The organism is Streptomyces sp. NBC_01298, assembly GCF_035978755.1.
GTDB lineage: Bacteria > Actinomycetota > Actinomycetes > Streptomycetales > Streptomycetaceae > Streptomyces.
The window spans coordinates 27,718-51,644 of sequence record NZ_CP108416.1; the positions used below are offsets into that span (position 1 = coordinate 27,718).

Annotated in this window: 17 protein-coding genes; 3 read left to right on the plus strand and 14 right to left on the minus strand. The window is 69.7% G+C overall.

The window, feature by feature from the left end; genetic code table 11:
• Window positions 1-6: 6 nt before the first annotated feature.
• The 9 genes from OG730_RS42900 to OG730_RS42940 form a co-directional block, all read right to left on the minus strand.
• Complete coding sequence (locus OG730_RS42900) at window positions 7-1,551, minus strand: MFS transporter (protein ID WP_327309906.1); 1,545 nt, start codon at window positions 1,549-1,551, stop codon at window positions 7-9.
• Between the two features lie 168 nt (window positions 1,552-1,719).
• Window positions 1,720-3,108 carry an MFS transporter gene (locus OG730_RS42905; protein ID WP_327309907.1) on the minus strand — a complete coding sequence of 463 codons (1,389 nt, stop codon included), beginning with the start codon at window positions 3,106-3,108 and terminating at the stop codon, window positions 1,720-1,722.
• Between the two features lie 90 nt (window positions 3,109-3,198).
• A complete protein-coding gene (locus OG730_RS42910; protein WP_327309908.1) occupies window positions 3,199-4,479 on the minus strand; it encodes a cation:proton antiporter domain-containing protein in 1,281 nt (426 codons plus the stop codon).
• A 132-nt stretch (window positions 4,480-4,611) separates the two neighbouring features.
• Window positions 4,612-5,376: a helix-turn-helix domain-containing protein gene (locus tag OG730_RS42915; RefSeq protein ID WP_327309909.1), complete on the minus strand. Its 765-nt coding sequence runs from the start codon at window positions 5,374-5,376 to the stop codon at window positions 4,612-4,614.
• 128 nt (window positions 5,377-5,504) lie between these two features.
• Window positions 5,505-6,578, minus strand: a complete 1,074-nt coding sequence (locus tag OG730_RS42920) for a polyprenyl synthetase family protein (RefSeq protein WP_327309910.1) — start codon at window positions 6,576-6,578, stop codon at window positions 5,505-5,507.
• Window positions 6,579-6,609: 31 nt separating this feature from the next.
• A complete protein-coding gene (locus OG730_RS42925) occupies window positions 6,610-8,196 on the minus strand; it encodes a class I adenylate-forming enzyme family protein (protein WP_327309911.1) in 1,587 nt (528 codons plus the stop codon).
• Between the two features lie 163 nt (window positions 8,197-8,359).
• Window positions 8,360-9,508, minus strand: a complete 1,149-nt coding sequence (locus OG730_RS42930) for a DegT/DnrJ/EryC1/StrS family aminotransferase (RefSeq protein WP_442815249.1) — start codon at window positions 9,506-9,508, stop codon at window positions 8,360-8,362.
• A 15-nt stretch (window positions 9,509-9,523) separates the two neighbouring features.
• Window positions 9,524-10,078 carry a cupin domain-containing protein gene (locus OG730_RS42935; RefSeq protein WP_327309913.1) on the minus strand — a complete coding sequence of 185 codons (555 nt, stop codon included), beginning with the start codon at window positions 10,076-10,078 and terminating at the stop codon, window positions 9,524-9,526.
• A gap of 64 nt (window positions 10,079-10,142) precedes the next feature.
• Entirely contained in the window at window positions 10,143-11,159 is a 1,017-nt protein-coding gene (locus OG730_RS42940; RefSeq protein WP_327309914.1) for a type III polyketide synthase, read from the minus strand.
• 783 nt (window positions 11,160-11,942) lie between these two features.
• Here OG730_RS42940 and OG730_RS42945 point away from each other — a divergent pair.
• On the plus strand, window positions 11,943-13,262 hold the full coding sequence (locus OG730_RS42945) for a multidrug effflux MFS transporter (RefSeq protein ID WP_327309915.1): 1,320 nt from the start codon (window positions 11,943-11,945) through the stop codon (window positions 13,260-13,262).
• Window positions 13,263-13,398: 136 nt separating this feature from the next.
• On the opposite strand, the gene OG730_RS42950 is transcribed toward OG730_RS42945, so the two are convergent.
• The 5 genes from OG730_RS42950 to OG730_RS42970 all read right to left on the minus strand — a co-directional run bounded on the left by OG730_RS42950 (window position 13,399) and on the right by OG730_RS42970 (window position 21,394).
• Window positions 13,399-13,773, minus strand: a complete 375-nt coding sequence (locus OG730_RS42950) for a DUF3099 domain-containing protein (protein WP_327309916.1) — start codon at window positions 13,771-13,773, stop codon at window positions 13,399-13,401.
• A gap of 178 nt (window positions 13,774-13,951) precedes the next feature.
• Entirely contained in the window at window positions 13,952-15,664 is a 1,713-nt protein-coding gene (gene qcrB, locus OG730_RS42955; protein WP_327309917.1) for a cytochrome bc1 complex cytochrome b subunit, read from the minus strand.
• A gap of 409 nt (window positions 15,665-16,073) precedes the next feature.
• The gene (locus OG730_RS42960; protein WP_327309918.1) at window positions 16,074-17,621 is read right to left on the minus strand and encodes an FAD-dependent oxidoreductase; all 1,548 of its coding nucleotides are present in this window, start codon (window positions 17,619-17,621) and stop codon (window positions 16,074-16,076) included.
• 175 nt (window positions 17,622-17,796) lie between these two features.
• Entirely contained in the window at window positions 17,797-19,236 is a 1,440-nt protein-coding gene (locus tag OG730_RS42965) for a nitrosuccinate lyase (RefSeq protein WP_327309919.1), read from the minus strand.
• Window positions 19,237-19,246: 10 nt separating this feature from the next.
• A complete protein-coding gene (locus OG730_RS42970) occupies window positions 19,247-21,394 on the minus strand; it encodes an FAD/NAD(P)-binding protein (RefSeq protein WP_327310024.1) in 2,148 nt (715 codons plus the stop codon).
• A 729-nt stretch (window positions 21,395-22,123) separates the two neighbouring features.
• Here OG730_RS42970 and OG730_RS42975 point away from each other — a divergent pair.
• Both OG730_RS42975 and OG730_RS42985 read left to right on the plus strand, forming a co-directional pair.
• Window positions 22,124-22,750: a hypothetical protein gene (locus OG730_RS42975; protein ID WP_327309920.1), complete on the plus strand. Its 627-nt coding sequence runs from the start codon at window positions 22,124-22,126 to the stop codon at window positions 22,748-22,750.
• A gap of 442 nt (window positions 22,751-23,192) precedes the next feature.
• Window positions 23,193-23,669 carry a sec-independent translocase gene (locus OG730_RS42985; protein WP_327309923.1) on the plus strand — a complete coding sequence of 159 codons (477 nt, stop codon included), beginning with the start codon at window positions 23,193-23,195 and terminating at the stop codon, window positions 23,667-23,669.
• Window positions 23,670-23,927 lie beyond the last annotated feature (258 nt).

Sequence of the window (23,927 nt, forward strand, 5' to 3'; positions counted from 1 at the left end):
TCATTGTCACGCACCGTCCACCGAGCCGGACAGGGACTCGAGCAGGGGCTGGTCCCCGGGCTCGGCCGCGGCCTTCATCTTACGGCTGTCCGGCAGCTTGAGGGCTGCGAGGGCGGCCGCGGCGACACCGGCGATGCCGCAGACCAGCAGGACCGTGCTCATGCCGTTGACGAAGGCGGACTGGGCCGACTCCGCCAGCTGGGGCAGGTTGAGCCGTGCGGCGACCGCTTGTGCGGCGACCACGGACTCCTTGGCGGTCTCGGCCGCCTCCGGCGGCAGCCCGCTGGTGTCGATCTTGTTGGTGAACACGGCGCTGAGCACGCTGCCCAGCAGGGCAATACCGATCGCGCCTCCCACCTGGCGCAAGGTGGTGTTCAGGCCGCTTCCTGTGCCCTCCTTGCCCTTGGGCAGTACGGCGAGGGCGGTGTCCAGGGCCGGCACCATCACGAGGCTCACGCCGAGGCCGGTGAGGATCATCCACGTCACGGTGAAGCCGTAGCCGGTCCCCGTGTCCGTGGTGCTGCCGAGGAACATCGCCAGAGCCATGATGAGCAGGCCCGCGACCACCAGCGGACGCGTACCGAGCTTGATGGTGAGCGGCGGCACGATCTTGGCGACGACGATCATGCCGACCATGAGCGGCATCAGGCGCACACCAGTGCCGAGGGCATCGTGGCCCTGGATGACCTGGAGGTACTGCGGCAGGACGAACATCAGGCCCATGAACACGAACATGCCCAGGATGAGGAAGATCGTGTTCCATCGGAAGGACGGGTTGCGCAACAGCTCCAGGTCCACCATCGGGCGGGGCTGTCGCTGTTCGCGCAGCACGAGACCGGCCAGCATCAGCAGACCGCCCACGATCGAGGCGAGGACGATGGGGTCCCCCCAGCCCTTCCCGGGGCCTTCGATGACGCCGTAGACGAAGGCGCCGAGACCGGCCATGCCCAGCAGCGTGCTGATGATGTCGACCTTGGGAGCCGACGCGTCCTTGGTCTCGGGGATCAGCAGGACGGTGGCGGCGATGCCGATGGCCACCAGCGGGACGTTGACGGCGAAGACCGAGCCCCACCAGAAGTTCTCGAGGAGCCAGCCGCTGAGCAGGGGTCCGAGCGGCATGCCGATCGAGACGCCCATGGTGATGATCGCGATCGCCTTGGTCTGCTCCGCGCCCTTGAAGAGGGTCGGGATGGTCGACAGCGTGAGCGGCATGATCAGCGCGGCGCCGAGACCCATGACCGTACGCGCTCCGATGAGAGCGCCCGGGCTGTCCACGAGCATCCCTACGACGGAGCCGCCGAGGAAGATCACCAGTCCGGTGACCAGCATCTTGCGCCGGCCGAAGCGGTCGCCGAGGAAGCCCGCGGGGAGCATCGCGGCGGCGTAGACGACGGCGTACGAGTCGATGATCCACTGCAGCTGACCCGCGGAGGCGCCGGTTTCGGCGGCGAGGGTGGGGAGCGCGACATTCAGGATCGTCGTATCGAATCCGATGACGAGGACGCTGATCGTCAGACCGATCAGCGCCAACCAGCGATTTTTGAGAGCCATAGTGAAATGGTAGCAGCTCTCACTTGAGAGTAACTGGAGTATTGATCGGCTCAGGCTCGGCCAACAACTGAGGTGAGCATGACAATTTTGTGGATTTCGCGTGTCCCCGGGAGCGGCCCGCCGGCACGTCCCCACACCTCGGGAACGTGCCGGCCATGCTCCACGCGGTCAGGCCCGCTCGGAGACCAGGTCGCCGAGCGGACTGGCCACGACGGGGTGCGCGTCCTCCCGCTGCCCACGCCCGCGCACCCGCAGCATCAGCGCGGCCAGGAACGCGACGGCAACCGGCGCGGCGAGGACGAGGAGCACCTTGGTCAGTGACCAGTCGGCGTCGACCATGAGACCGCCGAGAACACCTCCGACCAGCGGACCCACCTTGCCGGCGCTGTTTGCCCAGCTCACACCAGTGGCGCGCGCGGCCGGCGGATAGGCGACCACGGTGATCGCCTGGAGCACGGAGGTGGCCGCCGGGAGGCAGAGCCCGAGCAGGAAGGCCGTCAGGAGAAGCCCGACGAACTGCCCGGCCGTCAGCGCCGCCGCGGCCAGCCCGGCCGCGGTCAGCACCCACAGGACGGTGAGGACCCCGAAGCGGTCGAACCGCTTGAGCACGAAGGACACCGAGAGCTGTCCGACCAGACCGCCCCACCCGAACGCGGCGACCGACACCGCCGCCTTGGACTCCGTGAGACCCGCGTGCTCGGCCAGCTCGGGCAGATAGGTGACGATCACGAACGCGACCCCCTGCCCCAGGCAGAAGCTCAGCCACAGCAGAACGGTCATGCGCCGCGATCCCCGGGACAAGATTTCCCGAGGGGCGGTCCGCGCACTCTCGCGCACCGCACTGCGCTCCCAGTCCACGCCGGACAGGTCCGCGTCCGGGATCACGGCCTCGAGGGCGGCGCGCAGTTCCTGAGGCGGCCGCTTGCGGGCCGTCAGGACACTGACGGACTCCGGCACGAACCGCACGATCGCGGGAATCAGCAGCAGCGGCACGATCCCGCACGCCACCAGCAGGGTCTCCCAGCCGAAGGAAGGGACGAGCACGGCGGCGAGAAGCCCGCCGAGCATGGTGCCGGCCGTCACTCCGGCGAAGGCCAGTGCCACCATCTGGACCCTGCGCCCGGCGGGCATCCAGTCCGCCACGAGGGCCATCACGGTCGGCAGCACCGCCCCGAGCCCGAGGCAGGCCAGGATCCGCAGCCCGGTGAACGGGCCGATGCCCGGAGCGAGTCCCATGGCGGCCGTGCCCACTCCGAAGGTGGCGGTGCCCACGAGGGTCACGAGCCGACGACCGTAGCGGTCGGCCAGGGGGCCGGCGACCAGGCCGCCGATGATCATCGCCAGGACGCCCAGTCCCACGGTCGCGGTCACGGCCCGGCCGTCGATGCCCCAGTCCTCCTTGAGCCTGGGGAAGACGAAGGCGGCGATGGTGGTGTCCATGCCCTCGGCCACCATCGTGAGCAGACCCACGGTCACGATGGTCCGCTGCCGACGGCCCATCGGCCGCTGGTCGATGAACTGCTGTGGGCTCGGTCTGGCCGAGAGATCCGTGCTCATGGGCGGCGGCCTCTTTCCTCTGAAGCTGTGTGGGGCGCGGGGAGGTCCAGGTGACGCGTGGGGCGGAGGGTGCCGGGGCCGGACGGGACGTCAGACGGTCGTGCGTACGGCCGCCGCCCCGGTGGCGGACTCGGGCACGTGGGACTTCTGCTCCGCGTCACCGGTCTTCGGGCGGCCGAGGATCCAGTTGAGCAGCGGGCCCGTCATACCGGTCGTGACAACGGCCATGACGACCATGAGCGAGTAGAGGTCCTTCCCGAGGAAGCCCAGTTGCAGGCCGACGTTCAGGACGATCAGCTCGGTCAGGCCACGGGTGTTCATCAGCGTGGCGAGTGCGGCGGACTGCCGGACCGGCAGCCGGTTGAGCCGGGCCGCGAAGAACGCGCCGGCGAACTTGCCGCCGACGGCCACGAGCAGGATCAGCGCCAGGGCGCCCAGACCGCCCATGTCCAGTTTCGAGAGATCGACCTGGAGACCGGAGACCAGGAAGAACACCGGCAGCAGCAGGATGGAGGTCATCTGCCCGAGCTGGTCGTGCACCTGGGCGCGAAGCGGCCCGGTGCCGGTGCGCGGCAGGATCGCGCCGAAGAGGAACGCGCCGAAGATGTAGTGCAGCCCGACCCATTCCGTGGCCGCGGCCGACAGCAGCAGGCCCGCGAGTACGCAGGCGAACATCGTGGGAGTGAGCCGGAGCCGTTCGGGCCGGCGGGCCGCGAGGCGGTTCAGCAGGGGGCGCAGCACGAAGAGCATGACCAGCAGGTACGGGACGGCCAGGAGCATGCGCCACTGATCGGAGCCGGACGGGCCGCTGAAGGCGACGACGCCCGCGAGGAGGATCCAGGCAAGGACGTCGCCGATCGCGGCGCAGGCGATCGCCATCGCCCCCAGCGTGGTGTTGGTCATCCTCCGGTCGGTGAGGATGCGGGCCAGCACCGGGAAGGCCGTGATGGCCATGGCTATGCCCATGAAGAGCATGAACGCCGTGGTGTCGGCGGTCCCGTAGTCGTCCGCCAGGAAGAACGCGAGGAGCATGCCGAGGCCGAAGGGCACCATGATGGAGCCGAACGAGACGGTGGCGGCCAGGCTTCCATTGCCACGGAGCAGCGCGGCGTCCACCTCGAGGCCGACGATGAACATGAAGACCGCGATGCCCACCGCGGCGAGGGCGCTGAGCAGCGGTCTGGTGCCGACCGGGAACAGGGTGTCGGAGAGCGCTCCGTTGAACAAGGTCGGGCCCAGGGCAATGCCGGCCACGACCTCGCCCACGACCGCCGGCTGACCGAGCCTCCGGGCCAGCATGCCGCACAGGCGTGCCAGCAGCACGATGGCGGCCAGGCCTATGAGAAGAGAAGTGGTCTGATGCGTATTCATGCGTTCTGTCTCCGTTGGCCGATGATCTCTGCGAGCCCGGTGCGGGTGGGTGGTGAGCAGGCAGGCCAGGGCGGCGAGGGGGAGGGGAATCCGACAGAGGGGCCGCACGGTCCTGGATCGGACCCGGTGGGGTCAGGCCGCGATCGCCTGCGGGGCGATGCCCGTCAGTGCGGAGAGGATCGGCGGCCGGGTCCAGTCCATGGGGGACAGGGTGATGTCGAGGGACTTCCCCGTATCGCCCGCCACCGGTACCGGGCCCACGGTGGCCATGAGAAGAGTCGGATCCTCATCGGCGGTACTGCCGGGAGGCCTGCCGAGGGCCACCGCATGGATGTACCAGGTACCCGTGGGAACCCGGGCCAGCGTGAAGCGGCCCGATGCGGACGCGTTGCTCCAGGACGCGGGGACGCCCTGGAGTATCACGCCGTCGAAGGCTCCGACATAGACGGTCGAGAGCCTGACCCCGGAGGTGCGCAGCACCCCGGTGACTGAGCCGGTGGAGCGTGCCTGGGGCAGCAGTACGGAGGAGGCCGGAACCACTTCGCACAAGGCGGGCTCCAGCGGTTCGCAGCCCGAACCGAGGGACAGCTTCCGGTACTGCGTCGGGGAGAGCCCGACCGATTCGGTGAAACGGCGGGTGAAACTGCCCGCGCTGCTGTAGCCGACCCGCGTCGCGACGTCCGAGACGTTGAGTGAGGTGCTCAGCAGGAGCCGCTTGGCCTCCTGGAGCCGCACGGCGCTCAGGAACCGTCCTGGCGTGACCCCGGTGACCCTGGTGAAAACCCTTAGAAAGTAGTACTTGCTGACCATCGCGCTCTGTGCGAGATCCTCGAGGCTCAGCGGCTCCGCGAAGCGTTCTCGGATCACGGCGACGGCCCGCTGCACTAAGTGCTCCATGACAGGCTCCTGATCACGGTCCCGCGGAGCCGGGGCGCGGGGAACGACCGGCGCGGGCCGGGCACCGCGTCCGGCGACTGTACCCCAAAACAGCACAAGCGGTCTGTCGACACTGGACCACGCTACGGCTAGCTGTTGCGGTAGGTGGCGCGCACGGCCATGTCGGCCAACTCGCCACGCCACACCGGGGCGAGGGGCGCGTCCGCGATCGCGGCACAGGCCTGTTCGACGAGGCGGGCGATGTGCCGTTCGACCTCCAGGGGAACACCGGTGTCCTGAAGACGGCGGCGCACCTCTTCAGGCGTGTGCCCGGGCTCCGTCATCAGGGTGCGGATGTGCTCGTCCCGCTGCATCGCCCAGCCCAGCAGGAGGGTCATCTTGAACTGCCGGAAGTCGAGACCCGTGGGCTTGCCGGTCTCCCTGGAGTCCCCGAAGGCGTCCAGCAGGTCGTCGCGGAGCTGGAACGCCTCGCCCACCGCCTCTCCGTACTCCGCGAAGGCGGCGGCGAGGTCGGCCCGGCCCGCCCCGCTCGCTCCCATCACCAACGGACGGTGGATGGTGTAGCGACCGGATTTGATGAGGGCGATCAGGCGGGAGAGCCGAATGTCGACCGAGAACTCCGCGGCCGCGGAGACATCCAGGTACTGACCGATGTTCACCTCGGAGCGCAGCCTGTGCCACTCGGCGAACATCTCTCGCGGTCCCTGGGAGACCAGCTGCTCCGAGTAGACGAGCGCGAGGTTGCCGATGAGGATCGCCAGACCCTCGCCGAACCGCCGGTGCTCACCCCGCCAGCCGCTGGACTCGTGCAGTTCCGCAAGGGCCCGGTGCACGGTCGGCTGCCCGCGCCGCTGGGTGGAGTTGTCCAGGACGTCGTCGTGGATGAGGGCCGAGACGTGCAGCATTTCCAGCCCCGCGGCAGCCGCGACGATCCCCGGGTCGTCCGGGTCGCCGCCGGCGGCGAGGTACCCGGTGATGCAGAACATGGGACGGATCCGCTTGCCGCCCGCCGTCACCAGATCGGTCAGCGCGTCGATGGCGGCGACCGCCCGGTCGTCGACCTCGGCGTAGAGCTCGCGCTCGGCCGCCAGGAACGAGCGCAGCTTGGACTCCACCCGTTCCAGCAGATCATCGGTCATGCGGCCCACTGAGGTGCCCGCCTCCTGGCCGGCAGCCGGCCAGGAGGTCACTTCGGTAGTCACTGCGTATCTCCTTGGGCGAGCTGGTGACGGGTCACGCGTGATCTCCCGCCTTCTGCTCGAACCGGCGGGCCAGTGCGACGCGCTGTACCTTCAGCGTCGCGGTCCGGGGCAGTTCGGCCTGCGGGATCTGGACGGGGTCGGCGAGCTGGGGGAACGCGGTGACGGCAGCGCGCCAGCGGTCCCGGTCCAGGGGCTTGTCGTCGACGGTGCAGATGACCGGGATCGCCTCGGAGTTCGGGCCCTGCACCAGGACCAGCTCGCTCAGCTCGGCGAGCTTGCTGAGCACGACGTCTTCGACCTCCAGGGAGCTGCGCACCCCGGGGATCATGTCGATCTCCCGGTCGAGCATGTGCAGGCAGCCGAACTTGGTGCGGTAGCCGACGTCGCCGGTTCCCCACCATTCGCCCTGGCGGTTGCTGTCGTAGCGGTCCTGTTCGCCGAAGTAGGTCTTCGCCAGACCGTCCCACGCGACCTCGATGCGGCCGGGGTTCGTCTCGGACGGGGTCTTCCCGTCGCGGCTCACCACGCGGATCCTCGCAGCGCCGTTGGGCATGGCCCAGCCGACGCAGCGCCCGTTCGCCTTGTGTGCGGAGTTGCGGAAGTAGGCGCGGCCGACGGCCGGACCGACCTCGCTCTGCCCGTAGATCTGGAAGAACAGGGCCCCCCGCCGGTAGGACGCCTTGAGCAGCGTGCTCATCGTCCCGGGGTGGATCGCGTCGAACGTGCTGCTGAAGACCTTCACCGACCCGAAGGGCGCGCGGGGGTCATCGGCGAGCCCCTCCCACTCCATGAACGAGTTGGGGAGCGCCTCGATGAACGCCGGCCGGTGCTTGATGAACTGCTCGGCGACGTCGGCGGGAGCCGTCTCCCGCATGAGCAGGACCGGGTACTCCTTGAGGAGTGCCAGGGACATCGCCGCGACCATCCGCGAGTGCACGAAGGGCACGTGGATCGCGACGGTCTCCTTCTTGCGCATCAGGGAGAGCAGTCGCCACTGAGGTACGAGGCGGATGCCCTGGGTGCGGGCGGTGTGCACCACGAGCTTGGGGATGCCGGTGGTGCCCGAGGTGTGGGTGATCACGGCGGCCGCGTCGATCGGCCGGACCACCGGCTTGACCCGCGGCGATCCGGCGAGCTCGGCCAGCGAGACGGTCCCCGGACGGTCGCCGGCCGAGGTGATCACCCGCTGGGTGAGGTCCGACAGCGGGAGCTCGGCGAGGACGTCGAACTTGACCCCGTCGGTGAGCAGGGTCGGCTTTCCCACCCGCTGGAGCAGGACGCCCACGGTCGCGGGGTCCAGGGCCGGTGACAGGTTCACCACGATCGCGCCGATGCGCGACACCGCGGCGGCGAGCATCCAGTGGTCGGCGTTGGCCGTCTTGTAGAGCACGACGTGCTCGTCGGGCCGGACACCGGCCGCCCACAGGCGGCCCGCCAGGTCGTCCACGTGCCCGGCGTACTCGGCCACCGTCAGACGACGTCCCACCTCGGGCAGGACGTCCAGGTCGTGGTCCAGGGTGATCGGCGTCCCCCCGTTCACGGCCGCGGCCATCTCCGGCAGAAGACCGATGTGAAGGCCGCGCTTCTGTATCGATTTGTAGGCCGTAGAGCCCTTCATGGGGACTGTCTCCTTCTGGGGGCGCGTTGCGAGGCGGGGGGACGCACGACGCGGAACGTTGACGATGACGACCTGCGAAGGCTCACCCGCGTACGCGGTCAGGACGGGCCTGCCGCGTTACGCGGGGTGCTGCGTCCGGCCGGGCGGCTGACGCAGCCGTGCGCTATGCGGCACGCCGGCCGGACTTCGAGTGGGCCCGGACCGCCGTACGGAGCACTGCCGCGACCTGGTCGACCTGGTCCATGGTCAGCTCGGCGTGCATGGGGATGGCGAGGTTGCGCTGGAAGAGGTCCAGCGACACCGGGCACGTCTGGTCGGTCCGGAACACGGGCTGCACGTGCGTCGCCCATGCGCCGTGGCCGCATCCGATGCCCTGGGCGCGCAGGTCCGTGGCCACCCCCGCACGGTCCACGCCGGCATCGAGCGTCACGATGTAGGACTGCCAGGCGTGGGTGCGGTCCTCGGGGACGAACGGCACCGCGAGGAGCTCCTCGTCGGCGAAGTGCTCGGCGTAGCGTGCCGCGACGGCGTTGCGCCGCTCCAGCAGCTCGGGGATCCGCCCCAGCTGGACCTGCAGGATCGCCGCGGCGATGTCCGACAGTTTGAAGTTGTAGCCGACCTCGGTGAACTCGGCGACCGGCAGGCCGACGACCTGGGACATGTCGAAGATGCTGCCGATGCCGAAGGACGCGCGCATGCGCGCGTCCTTGCCGATCGCCGGGTCCGCGGTGATCAGGGCCCCGCCCTCACCGCTCGTGGCGCCCTTGCGACCGTGGAAGGAGAGGACGGCCACTTCGGCCAGCGAACCGGCCTCGCGCCCCTGGTACGTCGCACCGACCGCGCAGGCCGCGTCCTCGACGATGAACAGCCCGTGGCGGTCCGCGATCGCCTGGAGTTCCGCGTAGTCCGCGGGAATGCCCAGCGTGTCGACCACGATCATGCCCACGGTGCGCGGACCGACGAGGGCCTCCACCGCCTTCGGGTCCACGGTGCCGGTGTCGGCGCGGACGTCGGCGCAGACCGGGGTCGCTCCTACGTAGCGCACCGCGTGGGCGGGCGCCGGGAAGGTGTAGTCGGCCACGATCACCTCATCGCCCGGCTTCACACCGAGCGAGAGCATGGCCAGGTGCAGTGCGGCACCCGCGTTGCTCACGGCGACCGCGTCGCCGGCCCCGTAGCGCTGGGCCAGCAGGGTCTCGAGCTGCTTGCCCTTCGGGCCCTGGCCGGCCGGCCAGCCCGAGGCGAACACCTCGGCGACCGCCGCCAGTTCCCGCTCTCCCAGGCTCGCGTGAACCAGGGGAATCGTGTCTATCCTGCTCATCTGCGTTTACGCTCCGCGCTTGGTTTCCGACTGGGGATGGAGGGTGGGCGGGTCGTAGCGCAACGGCGTGAGCTGATTGACGTCGTAACGCCTGCGAAGCTCCTCGATGGCCTGCGGATCCACGATCCCGCCCGCTGCCCAGATCTCCGCGATCTCCTCGAAGTACGTCTCGTGGTACGGCGACGGGAGGCACTGGAACAGCATGCGCGCCGGCTTGTCCGAGGCGTTCCGGAACGCGTGGGGAGTCCCGGGCGGAACGAACATGCAGGCGCCCTCGGTCGCCCGGACGGCCTGGTCGCCCTCGGGGGACTCCCAGTCGTGCCAGGAGTCCTCCGTGCGCAGGGCCGGCTCGAAGGCCATGACCTCCAGCTCGCCCTCCAGGACGTAGAAGAACTCCTGGGAATCCGCGTGGACGTGCGCGCCCACGTCGAAACCGGGCGGCACGATCACCTCGAAGATCGACACGTCCGACCCGTCCGCCTTGGTGGCCTTGAAGGTCACCTCCTGCGCTTTGGTGATCAGCTTGCGTCCCTGCCCCGGGGGCAGGATGAGGCCACTCATGCGAATCGCTTCCTTGTCCGCGTGAACTCTTCGATATCGAGGGTGCCTGAGCACCCCTTGGGCCTCACTCGATTTCGTCGGGAGAGCCGACGGCCCACCGCCCCAGCGCCATCTCGGCCGTGATGCCCGGGCCGAAGCCCGCGATCAGGCCCTTGGCGTCGATGGCCGGCGGGTCCTCCTCGAAGAGGCGGCGCGCAGCGTCGAACACGACGGCGCTGGCGATGTTGCCGTACTCGCTGAGGGTCGCCCAGCTGTGGCGGAACACCTTGCGGTCGACCTCGAGGAACTTGGCGAGGTCGTCAAGGATGCGCGGGCCGCCGGCGTGGACGATGTAGAAGTCGAGGCTGCCGGCGTCCCAGCCGTGCTCGCCGGCGAACTGGCGCAGGACCGGGGCCAGCGGCTCCATCGTGCCGGGCACCCGTCGGTCCAGCTGGAAGTGGAAGCCGGTGTCGCGGACGGAGTACGAGATCCAGTCCTCGGTGTTGGGAATGAGGTAGGAGGCGTTGCGCTCCAGCTCGATGCCGACACCGCCGTGGCCGCGCACGACGGCGGCGGCGACCGCGTCGCCGAAGAGTCCGTCGGACAGCAGCGAACCGATGTCGTCCATGTCGGGCTGGTAGCACAGGGAGCAGAACTCGGCGGCCACGATCAGCACGTTGGCTCCGGGGTGGGCCAGGCTGTAGTCGTAGGCGCGGTTGACCGCCGCGCCACCCGCGGCGCAGCCGAGCTGTGCGATCGGGATCTGGACCGTGTCGGACCGGAATCCCATCCGGTTGATCAGCCACGCGGTCAGCGACGGCATGAGGAACCCGGTGCAGGACACGTAGATGATCGCGTCGACCTCGCGCGCCGCCAAGTCGGCGTTCTTGAGGGCCTCTTCGACGACCGCGGGCACCCGCTTCTTCGACTCGACCTCGTAGATCCGGTTGCGCTCGGTCAGACCCGGGTGGCTGAGGGTCTGCTCGATGGGCTGCACGAGGTGCCGCTTCTTCACTCCCGTGTTCCGGATCAGCCGAAGCGCCAGGGGAAGCTGCGGCTTCCCGGCATGAGCTCGTTCGGCGAACTCCAGAGTCTCTTCCATCGTGATGATGTGTTCCGGAGCATTCACCGCGGGCTTGCAGAGCCTGGGCATATCTTGGTCTACTTTCTCTAGAGTCTGCCTTCTGCACGTGAAGAGTCGTTCGCACATCCCCGGTGCGGCCCCGCGTGAGCGGAGGCGAGCGGTTCCGGGGACCCGCCGGGCGCATTCGTGCAGCACGGCGACGGCTGCGAGCAGCTTGTGTGGGGCACGACGCGCACCGGCCCGACCGACTGCGTGCTGTCGGTCGGGCCGGCGGGGGAACGGGCCACTTGGGCGGGACGGCGGCTGACGCACGGACACGGCGTACGCAGATCCGGGCAGGACCGGCTGCACATCAGGCCGGGGTGCCCGCGGGTCTTCGCCGACGTCCGGGGCTTGAAGCCTCTCGGGCGCCCCGCGGGCAGTCGGGGCGGCGCCGCTCAAGCAGAACGGACTCGGGTATCGCCTGTACAGGCCGGTGGATTCGGCGCTCACGCCCATGCCGCGTGGCGGCTTTTGGGCATGGAAGGCGTGCCCAAATAGTGACACGGATACCGGCGGGGCGCCAAGGCCAGCCCAAAGTGATGTAGGTCACGCCAACTGTGGGTGTGGGGCGAAGAGTTGGGCAGCCCGGCTACGAGGGCCACCTCTGGCCCACCGGTCCGGATCCACCGCACCCTACTGTCCGCCCGCCGACGTACCGCGACGGCAGGATCGATGCGCCAGCCGCTCCCCACCAGTTCTGTAGGGGCCCACTGACACCATCGATGACTGACGTAGTGCAACTACACGTGGAGGGACCAAATGTCACAGCGCGCCGGGGAATCCACCCCGGAAAGTGAGCGGGTCCGAGCGGCGACACGGCTGGTACCGGACAGCCACGCACCGGCCGACGGAGCCCCGGCTCCGCGCAAGACAGGGCTCCTTGTCACCTTCATCCTCGGCGCACTCGCCGCAGTGCCACCCCTGTCGATGGACATGTACCTCCCGGCCCTCCCCGAGGTCACCCGCGGCCTCGACTCGTCCGCCAGCACGATCCAGGTGACCCTGACCACGTGCCTCACCGGCATGGCGCTCGGCCAGATCGTGGTCGGCCCGATGAGCGACCGGCTGGGGCGGCGCAGACCACTCCTGATCGGCCTGGTCGCCTACGTCTTCGCCACCGCGATCTGCGCCCTGGCGCCCACCGCCGAGGTGCTGATCGCCTTCCGGCTGCTGCAGGGCGTGACGATCGCGGCCGGGATCGTCATCGCGCGGGCCGTCGTACGGGACATGTACGACGGTCTGGAGATGGCCCGGTTCTTCTCCACCCTGCTCCTGGTGTCGAGTCTTGCCCCGATCATCGCGCCCATCATCGGCGGCCAGGTGCTGCGGGTCACCGACTGGCGGGGCATCTTCGTCGTCCTCACCGTGATCGGCGCCGCCCTCACCCTGCTGGTCTGGCGCCGGCTGCCGGAAACCCTCGTCCCCGAGCGACGGCAGACCGGTGGTGTGCGCGCCGCGCTGTGGGTGATGCGCGGGCTTTTCGCCGATCGCGTCTTCACCGGCTACGTCCTGACGAACGGCTTCATATTCGGCACGCTGTTCGCGTACATCGCCGCTTCCCCCTTCGTGATCCAGGAGGTGTACGGGGCCTCCCCGCAGACGTTTTCCTTGATCTTCGCCATCAACGCGCTCGGCCTTCTGATCGTCGGCCAGATCAACGGCAAGATCCTCGTCGGCAGGGTCCGCCTCGAAAGGGCGCTCGGGCTCGGGCTCGTCGTGGTCGTCCTCGCCGGCGTGGCGCTGCTGATGATGGCGGGGGGCGTCTTCGGCACCGTGGGCCTGGTTCCGATCGCGGTCGGCCTCTTCGTCCTCACACCCGCGTTGGGCCTGATCCTCCCCAACACGAATGCGCTCGCCCTGATGCGCTCGCCGCATGCCGCCGGTTCCGCTTCGGCACTGCTCGGCACCTCGTGCTACGCCGTGGGGGCGATCGCCTCCCTGCTCGTCGGGGTGGGGGGCAAGAGCTCGGCGGCGCCCATGACCGCCGTCCAGCTGGGCAGCGCGGTGGCCGCGCTCGTCTGTTTCGCGGCGCTCTGCCGTCCCTGGCGGGACCTGACGCCGCAGAAGGCCGGTCACTGAGCCGCCGGGCGGACGCGCACCCCGGACCACACCCGGCGGGCCCCGCCCGGTGCCCTTCCCCTGGACCCTGTCGAAGCCTCGGCAGGGTCTTCTCGGCATTCCGGGCAGCCGCAGAACCGAGCGCGTCCGGTCGGGATCAGCCGGCCGGGTTCCCCTCCGGCGGCAGGATCAGGGTGGGTTCGAGCGGAACGCGCGCGGCCTGGGCGGTGTGAGCGGTCGGGTCTTCGGCGACCCTCACCAGCGTGGGCCGCAGACCCCGCTGCTGGGTCCATCCCGCCTGGGCGGCCACCACGGCCACGTACGGTATGACGACTCCGCCGACCAGGGCGCACACGGCGAGCACGGGCCATCGGTTCCAAGTGGCGGCCATCAGCAGCACGCAGACACTGCGCACCAGCATCGCCGCGATGTAGCGGCGCTCGCGGCCCCGCACGTCCTGCGTCAGGCCGGTGCGCACCCGGGTGATGGATTCCGCCCGGGGCACGTTTCGGCGCCATGGCGTACGGCTCATCGTGCCTCCGTGAATGGTCCGGCGCCGGCGCCGGAAGCCGTAAGGGGAAGAAGGTGTGGGGAACCCCGCCGCGTCGGCCGGGGAGCGCGCGTGCCGGAAACGACGACGGCGCGGGTGACCGTCTCCTGATCACCCGCGCCGTCTTGGCCGGTCCGCCGCTACGCGTCGGACCGCCGGGTCAGTCTTCCCGGCCCGCTTCCCGCCTCTCGGCGGGGACCTTGGCGGTCTCCAGTTGCTCGGGAATCGAGGCGTGCTCCTGGGAGCCGTGCCCGAAGTGCTCCAGCGCCTCCCGCATCTGCTCCCTCGTCGGCTTCGCGACCTGGCCGCCGTAGAGCCAGCGGCTGAGCTGGTAGCGCAGCGCCTCCTTGCGGCTCCGCGGGTTCGGCACGCCGTCCTGCTCCGCCACGGGAGCCTCCAGCGGCTTGTACTCCTCCCTGGAGAGCAGCGCGAACTCCCGTCCGCGGTCGAGGCGCTCGTGCACCTCGACGAACTCGCCGTGCGGCAGCCGCCGGATCTTTCCGGTCTCGCGGCCGTGCAGGAGCTTGTCGCGGTCGCGCAGCTGCAGCGCCAGACAGATGCGCCTGGTGACGATGTACGTCAGGGCCGGGACGACGAAGACTCCGATGCGGACGGCCCACGTGATCGAGTTCAGGGACAGGTTGAAGCGCTCGGCCAGGATGTCGTTGGCGCCGCCGAAGAACAGCACCAGGTACAGAGCGACGAAGGCGATGGCGAACGAGGTCCGCGTGGGGTGGTCGCGCGGCCGGTCGAGGAGGTGATGCTCGCGCGTGTCCCCGGTGACCCAGGCCTCCAGGAACGGCCACAGCGCGATCACGGCCATCATCACCGTCGGCAGGATGACGGCCGGGAGCAGGACGCCCATGTTGACGGTGTAGCCGCCGGGGATGACGAACTCCCAGGCCGGCATGGCGCGCAGCGCCCCTTCGAGGAAGCCCATGTACCAGTCGGGCTGTGAGCCCTGGGAGATCTGGTCCGGTCGGTAGGGGCCGAACACCCACACGGGGTTGATCTGGGCGATGCCCGCCATCAGCGCAAGCACTCCGGTGACCAGGAAGAAGAAGCCACCGGCCTTGGCCGTGTACTGCGGCATCAGCGGCTGGCCGACCACGTTCTGCTCGGTGCGGCCCGGACCCCGGAACTGGGTGTGCTTGTGGTAGAAGACCAGGATCAGGTGGACCACGAGCAAGGCCGCGACGATCGCCGGGATCAGCAGGATGTGGATGCTGTAGAACCGGGGGATCACGTCGAAGCTCGGGAACTCGCCGCCGAACAGGAACAGCGTCAAGTACGTGCCGACCACCGGAATGGCGAGCGTGACGCCCTCGGCGATGCGCAGGCCGGTACCGGAGAGCAGGTCGTCGGGGAGCGAGTACCCGACGAAGCCCTCCAGGGTGACCAGTACGAGCATGGTGAAGCCGATCAGCCAGTTGGCCTCGCGCGGCTTGCGGAACGATCCGGTGAGGAGGTGGCGCAGCGTGTGGATGCAGAGCGCGCCGATCATGACCAGGGCCGACCAGTGGTGCAGCTGCCGGATGAACAGGCCGCCGCGGATCTCGAAGCTGATCTTGAGCGTGGAGGCGTAGGCCTCTGACATCCTCACGCCCTGCATCGCTGTCTGCGGGCCGTCGTAGACGACTTCGCCCATGCTCGGGTTGAAGAACAGGGAGAGCCAGACGCCGGTGAGGAGCAGCATGATGAAGCTGTAGAGCGCTATCTCACCGAACATGAACGACCAGTGGTCGGGAAAGACCTTCCGGATCAGGAACCGGAAGCTGTAGGCACCAAGTCGCGAGTCCGCCCAGTCGGCCAGACGCTCACCCTTGGGCGCAGTGGTGCGCGTGTCCTGCGGTGCTGTGTCGGTCGTGCTCATACCCGCGCACCCTCCCCTCGCCGCTCGGCTGTCACGGGCGCGAACGGTCCGGCCTGTGAACGGCCGGCCGTGGAAGGGACCTGCCGCGGCGCAAGCCGGCCCGTGCCCTGGAGCGGTTTGAACGCTATCGACACGCGACGCGGCCGGCCAACCGCACTTGAGCCGAACCCCTGTCGTAACTGGACTGTTTCTCGAGCGAGTTGCGAGCCGTTCTGGACGACGGCGATTCCACTCGGCCGCAACAGGCCTGATTTTCCAGCTGGGTTACTCGTGTTAGCCGACCACCGGGCAATGTGGTCAGGCCCTATACCGGCTAAACGGTCCACTCTCGTCATACCCGAAGCGTAAGACCGGGCTCCGCCCGTCGCACGCCCGGGTACAACTTGCCGCCCGACAGGGTGACAGGTACTCAGGGCCGCTGCCGGTCCCCGGCGGGCTCCGCGGTCGGCCACTGCGCCGACGAGCCCGTGGTCCGCAGCCGCGAGGCGCCGGTGGAGACCCCTATGGCGGGTGCTTCGACCGGGATGGAGCGGCGCTTTCGCGCGTCCGGACCGTGGGTGGTACTGGGTACGGCCGGGGGGACCCGGCCGCGGCGGCCGCGGAGCGCGGCCATCAGCGCGCGGGGCCGCCGCTCCGCCGAGGACGGGGCCACCGCGTGGAGCCGTTCGAGCATCAGCGCCGCCGCGTGCCGGTCGGTGGTCGCGGCGGCCGCGAGTCGGGCCGCGTAGCTCCTGCCCATCCGGGCGCCCGGTCCGGCCGGCGCCCCCTGGTCGTCCGTGGCCGCGTGCAGGTTACGGGTGCTCAGTCGCCAGGCGGTGGCCAGCTGCCGGGCCAGGTCCCGGCGCAGCCGGTAGGTGATGCCGATGGTGGTGCCGTGGCTGGTCAGCATCCGGTCGAGGACGAGGGCGGACTGTACGGCGAGCGTCATTCCCTGGCCGTGGGCCGGGTCCAGCACGGCGAGGGCGTCGCCGATGACGAGGAACTGGTCGGGCCAGCGGCGCAGGCTCTCGTAGTGCCGCCAGCGGTTCTCGACGGGGCCGCTGCTGTAGACCGAGCCGAGCGGTGTGGCGGCGCCGATGACCTCGCGGAGCAGCGGGTGGCGCAGGACGCCCGCGGCGCGCAGCAGCTCCTGGTGGTCGGCGGGGGGTGCTTCACCACCGCTCGACGCCACCGACACCGACCAGCGGCCGCCTTCGACGGGGTTGAGCACGCCCTGGCGCGGGTTGCCGGGCGCGGCCATGAGTAACAAGCTCTTCCAGTCCGCGACATGGCCTATCGGCGGCGCGAACAGGGCGGTGGCACAGGAGGTCCGGGCGTCGGTGACGGTTTCCCCGGGCGTCTCGTAGCCGAGCTCGGCAAGCCAGCGAGGGGCTCGGGATCCGCGCCCGGAGGCGTCCACCACGAAGTCGGCGGATATCAGGTGTCGGGCGGCCCAGCCGCCCGGCGCCTTCCGGTCCTTCCGGCGTACCCAGACGCCGGTGACGGTGTCGTTGCGGCCGGGCTCCAGGGCGATGACCTCGTGCTCCTGAAGGAAGGTGACTTTCCGCTCGGCGCGCAGCCGTTCGCGAATCACAGCGTCGATCAGATCGCGGCTGGCGCTCAGCATCGACATGTCCGAGTCGAACCGGGGCAGCCAGCCGCCCGGGCCGAGCAGCAGGATGTCCCCGGGCAGGCGTACGCGTACCGCCCCGGCGGCGGTCAGGTCACGGCCGATGCCGGGGAACAGCTCCTCCAGGCCGTGGAGGGCGGCGGCCGTGAGGCTGTGCGTGTGCCGCGCCTGGGGCACGCCCCGGCGTCTTGCGGGTCCGCGCGGCACCCAGTCGCGCTCGATCACGGTGACCCGGTCCACAGAGTAGGCCAGGGCCCGCGCCGCCGTCAGTCCGGCCAGGCTCGCGCCGATCACCAGGGCGTGGCTTTGACCGCTGTCCCCGTCGACAACACGTGCGTCCAGACTCAACTCGGCTGCCCCTCCCGATCATCGTGATTGCATAATGCGGCCTGCGGCCGGGGCGTGGGGCGAGGTTCGGCCGGTCGAGGACGGGGTCTCGAAGAGACTTCGAGGCATTCGCGAGCATGGCTCGAGCGGATGTGGAGCGCAGGTGCGAAGCGGTGGGGCCCGCCCGCCGGCGCTGTCAGGACGCCGGACCGCGCGCCGGCCCCGGCGCGGCGAGCGCCCGGTCCACCAGAGGACCGGCGACGCCCGTGTAGCCGGCCGGGTCGAGCAGGGCCGCGGCCTGGTCCGGGCTCAGTATGCCGGCGAGTTCCGGCAGTTCGCCCAGTACGTCGGCCAGCGGCCGGCCGGACCCGGAGGCGAGGAGAGAGGCGCGGGTCAGCAGTTCCTTGGCGGCCGCCTTGCCCAGGTGCGGGGCAAGAACGGCCGAAACCCGCTCGGACACCAGCTGTCCGCCGGTCGCCTCGAGATTGGCGTGCATCCGCTCCACGTGGACGGTGAGCCCCCGCGCGAGTTCGAGGGCCGTGTGCGCGGCGCCACCGGTGAGGCGCAGGCATTCGCGCAGCGGCTGCCACTCGGCGTGCCACACCCCGGCGGAGCGCTCGTCCTCGGTCGACAGACACTGGACGAGTACGGTGGCCAGGGCGGGTACTTGCAGCGCCGCCGAGCGGATGAGGGTCGCGAGCACGGGGTTGCGCTTGTGCGGCATCGCCGACGAGGCCCCCCGCCCGTCGACCGCCGGCTCGGACACTTCGCCGACCTCGGTGCGGGCGAGCACCAGCACGTCAGCGGCGATCTTGCCGAGGGCCGCGGCGGTGTGGGCGAGGGCGGCCCCCAGGTCGGCGACTGGGGTGCGCAGGGCGTGCCAGGGCAGCACGGGGGCGGCCAGGCCCGTCTCGGCGGCGAAGGCGGCGCCGAGTTCGTCGAGTACGAGCGCGGGGTCGGCGCCCTCCCCCGCGTACTGCAGATAGCCGGCCAGTGTTCCGGCCGCACCGCCGAGCGCCACGGGAAGCCCGCCGTGGGCGACCCGTTTGAGGCGCTCGGCGGAGTCCAGGGCCAGCTGACGCCAGCCCGCCGCCTTGAGGCCGAAGGTCGTGGGCACGGCGTGGAGGGCCAGGGTGCGCCCCGCCATCACCGTGTCCCGGTGCGCCGCCGCCAGGTCGCCCAGCGCGAGGGCCACGGCCCGCAGATCCGCGACGATCAGCCGCAGAGCGCGCGCCGCCACCAGCATCGCCCCGGTATCGAAGACGTCCTGGCTGGTCGAGCCGCGGTGCACGTACTCCGCGGCCTCCGGGGACTGCTTGGCGACCACCGTGGTGAGCGCCTTGACCAGACCCACGACAGGGTTCGCCGTCTCGCGTGCGGCGAGCGCGAGCTCCCGGACGTCGAGCAGCTCCGCGCGGGCGGCGGCCGTGATGGCTTCCGCCGCACGGGCGGGCACGGTGCCGCAGCGGGCCTGGGCGCGTGCCAGTCCCGCCTCGGCGTCGAGCATCGCCTGCAGCCAGGCGCCGTCGCTCACGGCGGCCTCGACGGGGGTACCCGCCCGGACCGGCGAGAGCAGCCCCACGTCCAGGTGGGCGAAGGACGCTCCCGGGTGCGGGGCCTTGTAGGAGGAGGTCATGCGTCCGCCTTCACGCCGGGGCCACGACGGCCGCGGCCTCGACCCCGGTCCGGGAACCCCGCGCGGGTCCCGGAGGCAGCGGCACTCCGGACACCGCGAGGACCGCGGCCGCGATGGCGTCGGAGTCCTCGAGAGTGACCGATCCGACGCCGGGCCTGATTCCCGCGGCAGTCACCCAGTGCACGGATTCGGTGGGCACTCCGTAGGCGAAGCGCCGCGGATGCGCCGCGCCCCGCGCGTCGATCAGGTGGTAGGGCCGCTCGGACACGTCGAGGCCGCCGGTCTCGTAGTCCGCGCCGTCCTCGCCGGGAATGCGGTACGGACGGCACTGTCCGGTACGCAGCAACTGGCTCATCAGCGGGTCCGCCGTACAGCGGAGGTCGATCTCCGGCAGGCGGGCCTCGATGAGCACCGCGGCCCTCACGTGCACGTCCGGGATGACGCTCGAGGTGACGGTGAAGCAGGGACCTTGCGGATCGTGCGCGTCGGCGGTGACACGCATGCCGGGGCCGGTCACGTCGAGGATGCCCGCGTCCATGAGCGCGGCCATCTCCTCGATCCGGGACGCCGGAGGACCGATGGACAGATAGGCGTTGAGCGGTGTGTACCAGCGGTCGAGACCACCGCGGTGGGACTCGGCGGTCAGCCCCGCGTGGTCGATGGCAAGCCGCAGCTCGTTGCGCAGGTCCCGCAGGACGTCGAGCGCGGCCTTGACCGGCCCGCTGACGTTGCCCTGGCGCGCCAGCCGGACGTCCTCGTCCAGATGGCCGCGCAGCCAGGCGCGGAAGCCGGCCTGATCGTGGCACTCGGCATCGCCGTACGGGCGGGCCACGTTCTTCCAGTCCCAGCGCTCGGCCTCGGGGATCCCGGTCTCGTCGAGCAGCTCGTACTCGGCCCCGCCCGGCTCGGCGTGCAGATACCGATCGGTGAACTCGGCCGCTTTGGAGGGGAGTTCACCCCGCTCGGTGAGCAGAGCCGCGTAGTAGACCCCGCACACCTCCTTGGAGACCAGCGGCCACAGGTCGGAGACGAAGTCGATGGACCCCCGGTGGGCGTCGCGGGCGCGCAGCGCAGCGATGTACTCGGCGGTGAGGAGCTTGGGGTAGTAGCGGCCGTGGGCGCCCTTCTCGTTGTCACCGCGCGCCTGGTAGGGCACGCCGCGCCTCGATCCGGCGTACATGCGCGGTTCGGCGCCCGAGGGACGGTAGACCAGCTTGCCGTCGACCCGGGTGAAGACGCCGCCCCGTCCGAGGGTGAACAGGGCCATGTAGTCGAAGAAGTTGAGCCCGAGCCCGCGGAGCAGCACGTTCTGGCCGGGCCGGATGGCGGACAGGTCCACATCGGCCGGGTTGGCAGGGGCCACGTAGGTCAGCCCGAACCGTGCGGCGTAGTCCGTCAGCTCGCTTTCGACGGCGTTGAGCCGTACGGGCACATGCCCTTGCGCGAGGACGACCGCGGACAGCCCGGTCAGTCGTGTGCCGTCCTCGAGCACGACGGTCTGCGGCCGCGCGGGCCCAGAACCCCCGTCCTCGAGGGCGACGGCCCGTACCGCGTGGGTGAGCACCGTCACATGCGTGGCGGCATACGCGAGGACCTGACGGAAAGCCCAGGTCAGATAGGAGCCGTACAGCGCTCGCGTGGGATAGGTGTCGGGGCCCAGACGGTGCGCCTCGGCGAGTATCTCCTCGTCGTAGTCACCATGCGCGACGCCCTCGAGCGCGCCCATGTCCAGGGCCTTGGCCCACTCGTGCAGGCTGGGCCCCTCCTCCAGCGGACCGTCGATCCGGACGCTGGCATCGGTATAGACCGTGACCTGGGAGGCCACGGTGTTCATCAGCAGGTGCCGGGACTGCGCAGGCCTCCACACGCGCCCCGAACCCGGCGGATCCGGATCGACGACGTGCACCGTCACTGCGTCCCAACGGGGCGACTTCCGCTCCTGTGCGCAGAGCCGCTCCAGTACGGAGAGCCCTCTGGGCCCCGCGCCCACGAGGCACACCTGCAAGTGCGCCCCCGTGCCGCCCCCGGAGAGCGGGGCGACTTCCGGGTCGACCGGATGGTCCGGGAGAACGTCGTCCCCCGGAAAATACTGAGCGGCCGCCGTCACGGGCGGCCCTGCGGTGAGTCCGGCGCCTACTGCGCGCTCGTCTCCGTGCATACCGTCCACAGCGCCTCCTTCCTTGGCTCACCGTGGGCGCAGGCGCTCAACCAAGGCTCGGGTCCTGGTGGAAGCCAGATGGAGAAGCGGGAGCGCCGCGCCGGCCGTCGACGACGGCGCGGCCGACGGCCGGACCACCGGCCACTCCCCCCGAAGGGACCGGGGCGCCGGTACAGCCGGACGCTGGCGAGGCTGTATCAGGACTCGACCAACCGTCGTTAGATTCAGCGTCAAGCGTATAGACGAGGAAATGCGCCGGTGCCGCCCGGCCGCGGGACCAGATTCCCGGCCGAAAACAGGTGGACAACGGAAGCAGCATTTCACAATATACCGGTCGCACGAAGGGAAGATATCCGGGCTTTGAATTTCCGCCACACCTCCTCACGTGGTGGATATTGACACACTGAGCCCAGCCGCAGAACCTTCCTGACGCACAGCCGGTAAAACTTCTGGACACCACGGGGAATTGGAACATAAATGACCACTGAATCTACTGAAAGAACTAGCAAAAGCGTCTGCCTGGTCCGGTCTGACCGGTTTATCAGATTCTCCTGATCCAGCACACGCGACCGCAGTAGCGGAATCTTTCAGAAGTCTCTGACGGGGCCGAGGATCGCCACCCCCCACCAGCCCCAGAGGCCGCCAATCATGAATTAACTTCCGCAATCCAGTGGATGTATTTCATTCCATGCGGATTGCGGGCACGAGTCATCTCATGAAGGAGATTCAATGAACGTTCGCCCGTGCTCCAGAAATCACACGAGGGAGACTCCCGCCGCCGGGGACTCGCTCCTGTGCGCCCCCTGCCTCCGGGAAGTGGAACGGAACCTCCGCGCGCTCCCCATCCTCCACCAGGAGTGCCTGTACCACGTATCACCCACGCCTCGGAGGACCAACCCGACGAAGGTCTCCGGCAGCCGCAATCGGGACCACCTGAACATTTCCGTCCTCGACGCCCGCCACAACAGCCTGGCCATTCTGGACTCCTGGGCCGGAACCATCACGGAGAAGCTCGGAAAGGTCTCCTCGGGCCGCTCCGCCCTCCAGTTCACTCGATTCCTCACCGAAAACATCGAGTGGATTTCCGCCCAGGATCTGGCCGCAGATTTCGCGGACGAGATCGCCACGATAACTGCCGAGTTGCGTCGCACGATTGACCCCGACCCGAACGACCTTCACGCGGTCATCAGGAAGTGCGTCGTGGATTCCTGCTCCGGGACGATAACTGCCACGCCTCAGACGGCCGGGCACGCGGGCAGAAGCCTTAAATGCACCTCGGGACACTCTTGGGAGATGCGCGAATGGCTCGGCCTTCGACAGCTCATGGAACGACAGCGAGAAAGGGTCAGCGCATGACCAGGCCCCCTCGCCACAGGCTCGTACCGACGAATGTCGCAGCTTTGGCCGTAGGAGTTACCGAGGCGACCATCCGCAAATGGGTGAGTCGGGGAAAGATAACTCGCTATGGTGCGCCGGGCCGCTCCGAATTCGATATCGAGGAGCTCACGGCGATCGCCGTCCGCCGCCTCGGCTGACCCGCGCGACCTCCTCCCGAACGGGGCGCGCGCGGGTGGCCGAAGCGCGGCCGGGAAGCGGACGGCCAGGTGCGGCTGGGGCGGAAGCACGGCATCCAGATCCTGCCGTCCGAGGCCGGCGGGGCGCACCCGGCACGAGCACACGCCCGAGTGGCCCGCTGGTTGGCTATCGTCCCCTGAGCGGATCGGCCCCCGGAACGGAACCAGGGGAGCGGGTTGGCCGGGCGAGCAGCGCCCGCCTGAACTTGGCGAGGAGTCGCAGGGTGTTCAACGACCTAGGACCACTGGAAGTAGCGACGCTCGTGCTGCTCTCCGTGCTCATCTTCGGCCCGGACAAGCTGCCGAAGGTGATTCAGGATGTGACCGGCTTCATCCGGAAGATCAAATCCTTCTCGGACAGCGCCAAGCAGGACATCCGCGCCGAGCTCGGCCCCGAGTTCAAGGACTTCGACTTCGAGGACCTCAATCCCAAGACGTTCATCCGGAAGCAGCTGGGCAGCGACGGACTGGGGCTGGAGGAGATCCGCGACAGCCTCGACCTGCGCAAAGAACTGACGGAGGTCACCGAGGCGGTGAACAGCCGTCGGGACGAGCCGTCCAGCGGCTCCGAATCCGCGTCCTCGGTTCCCGGCGGCGCCCGCCACGACCTGAACAAGGACAGTGGTCCGGTCCTGGAGAAGGCTTCCTCCTCTTCGGCGGCCCGGGACTCCCGTCCGCGGTTCGACGACGACACCACCTGAGACTGCCTGTCGCCGTCTGACACCGCGACGGCACCTGGCCGCGAACCCGGGCAGTCGCCCCCCTAGAGCCTGTCGTAGGCGCCTTCCACCCGTCTCCCGCCGGCCCGGCCACGTCGACCTGACAGACCGCCAACACCTGCCCCTTCCCTGCGCTCCCGGCCCTCCCCCAAGGGCCGGGAGCGCTTCCGCATGCCCTCCCGGACGGAGTGACCTACGTCACTTCGGACACCCTTGGCGTGGAGGTGGGACCCGTGTCAC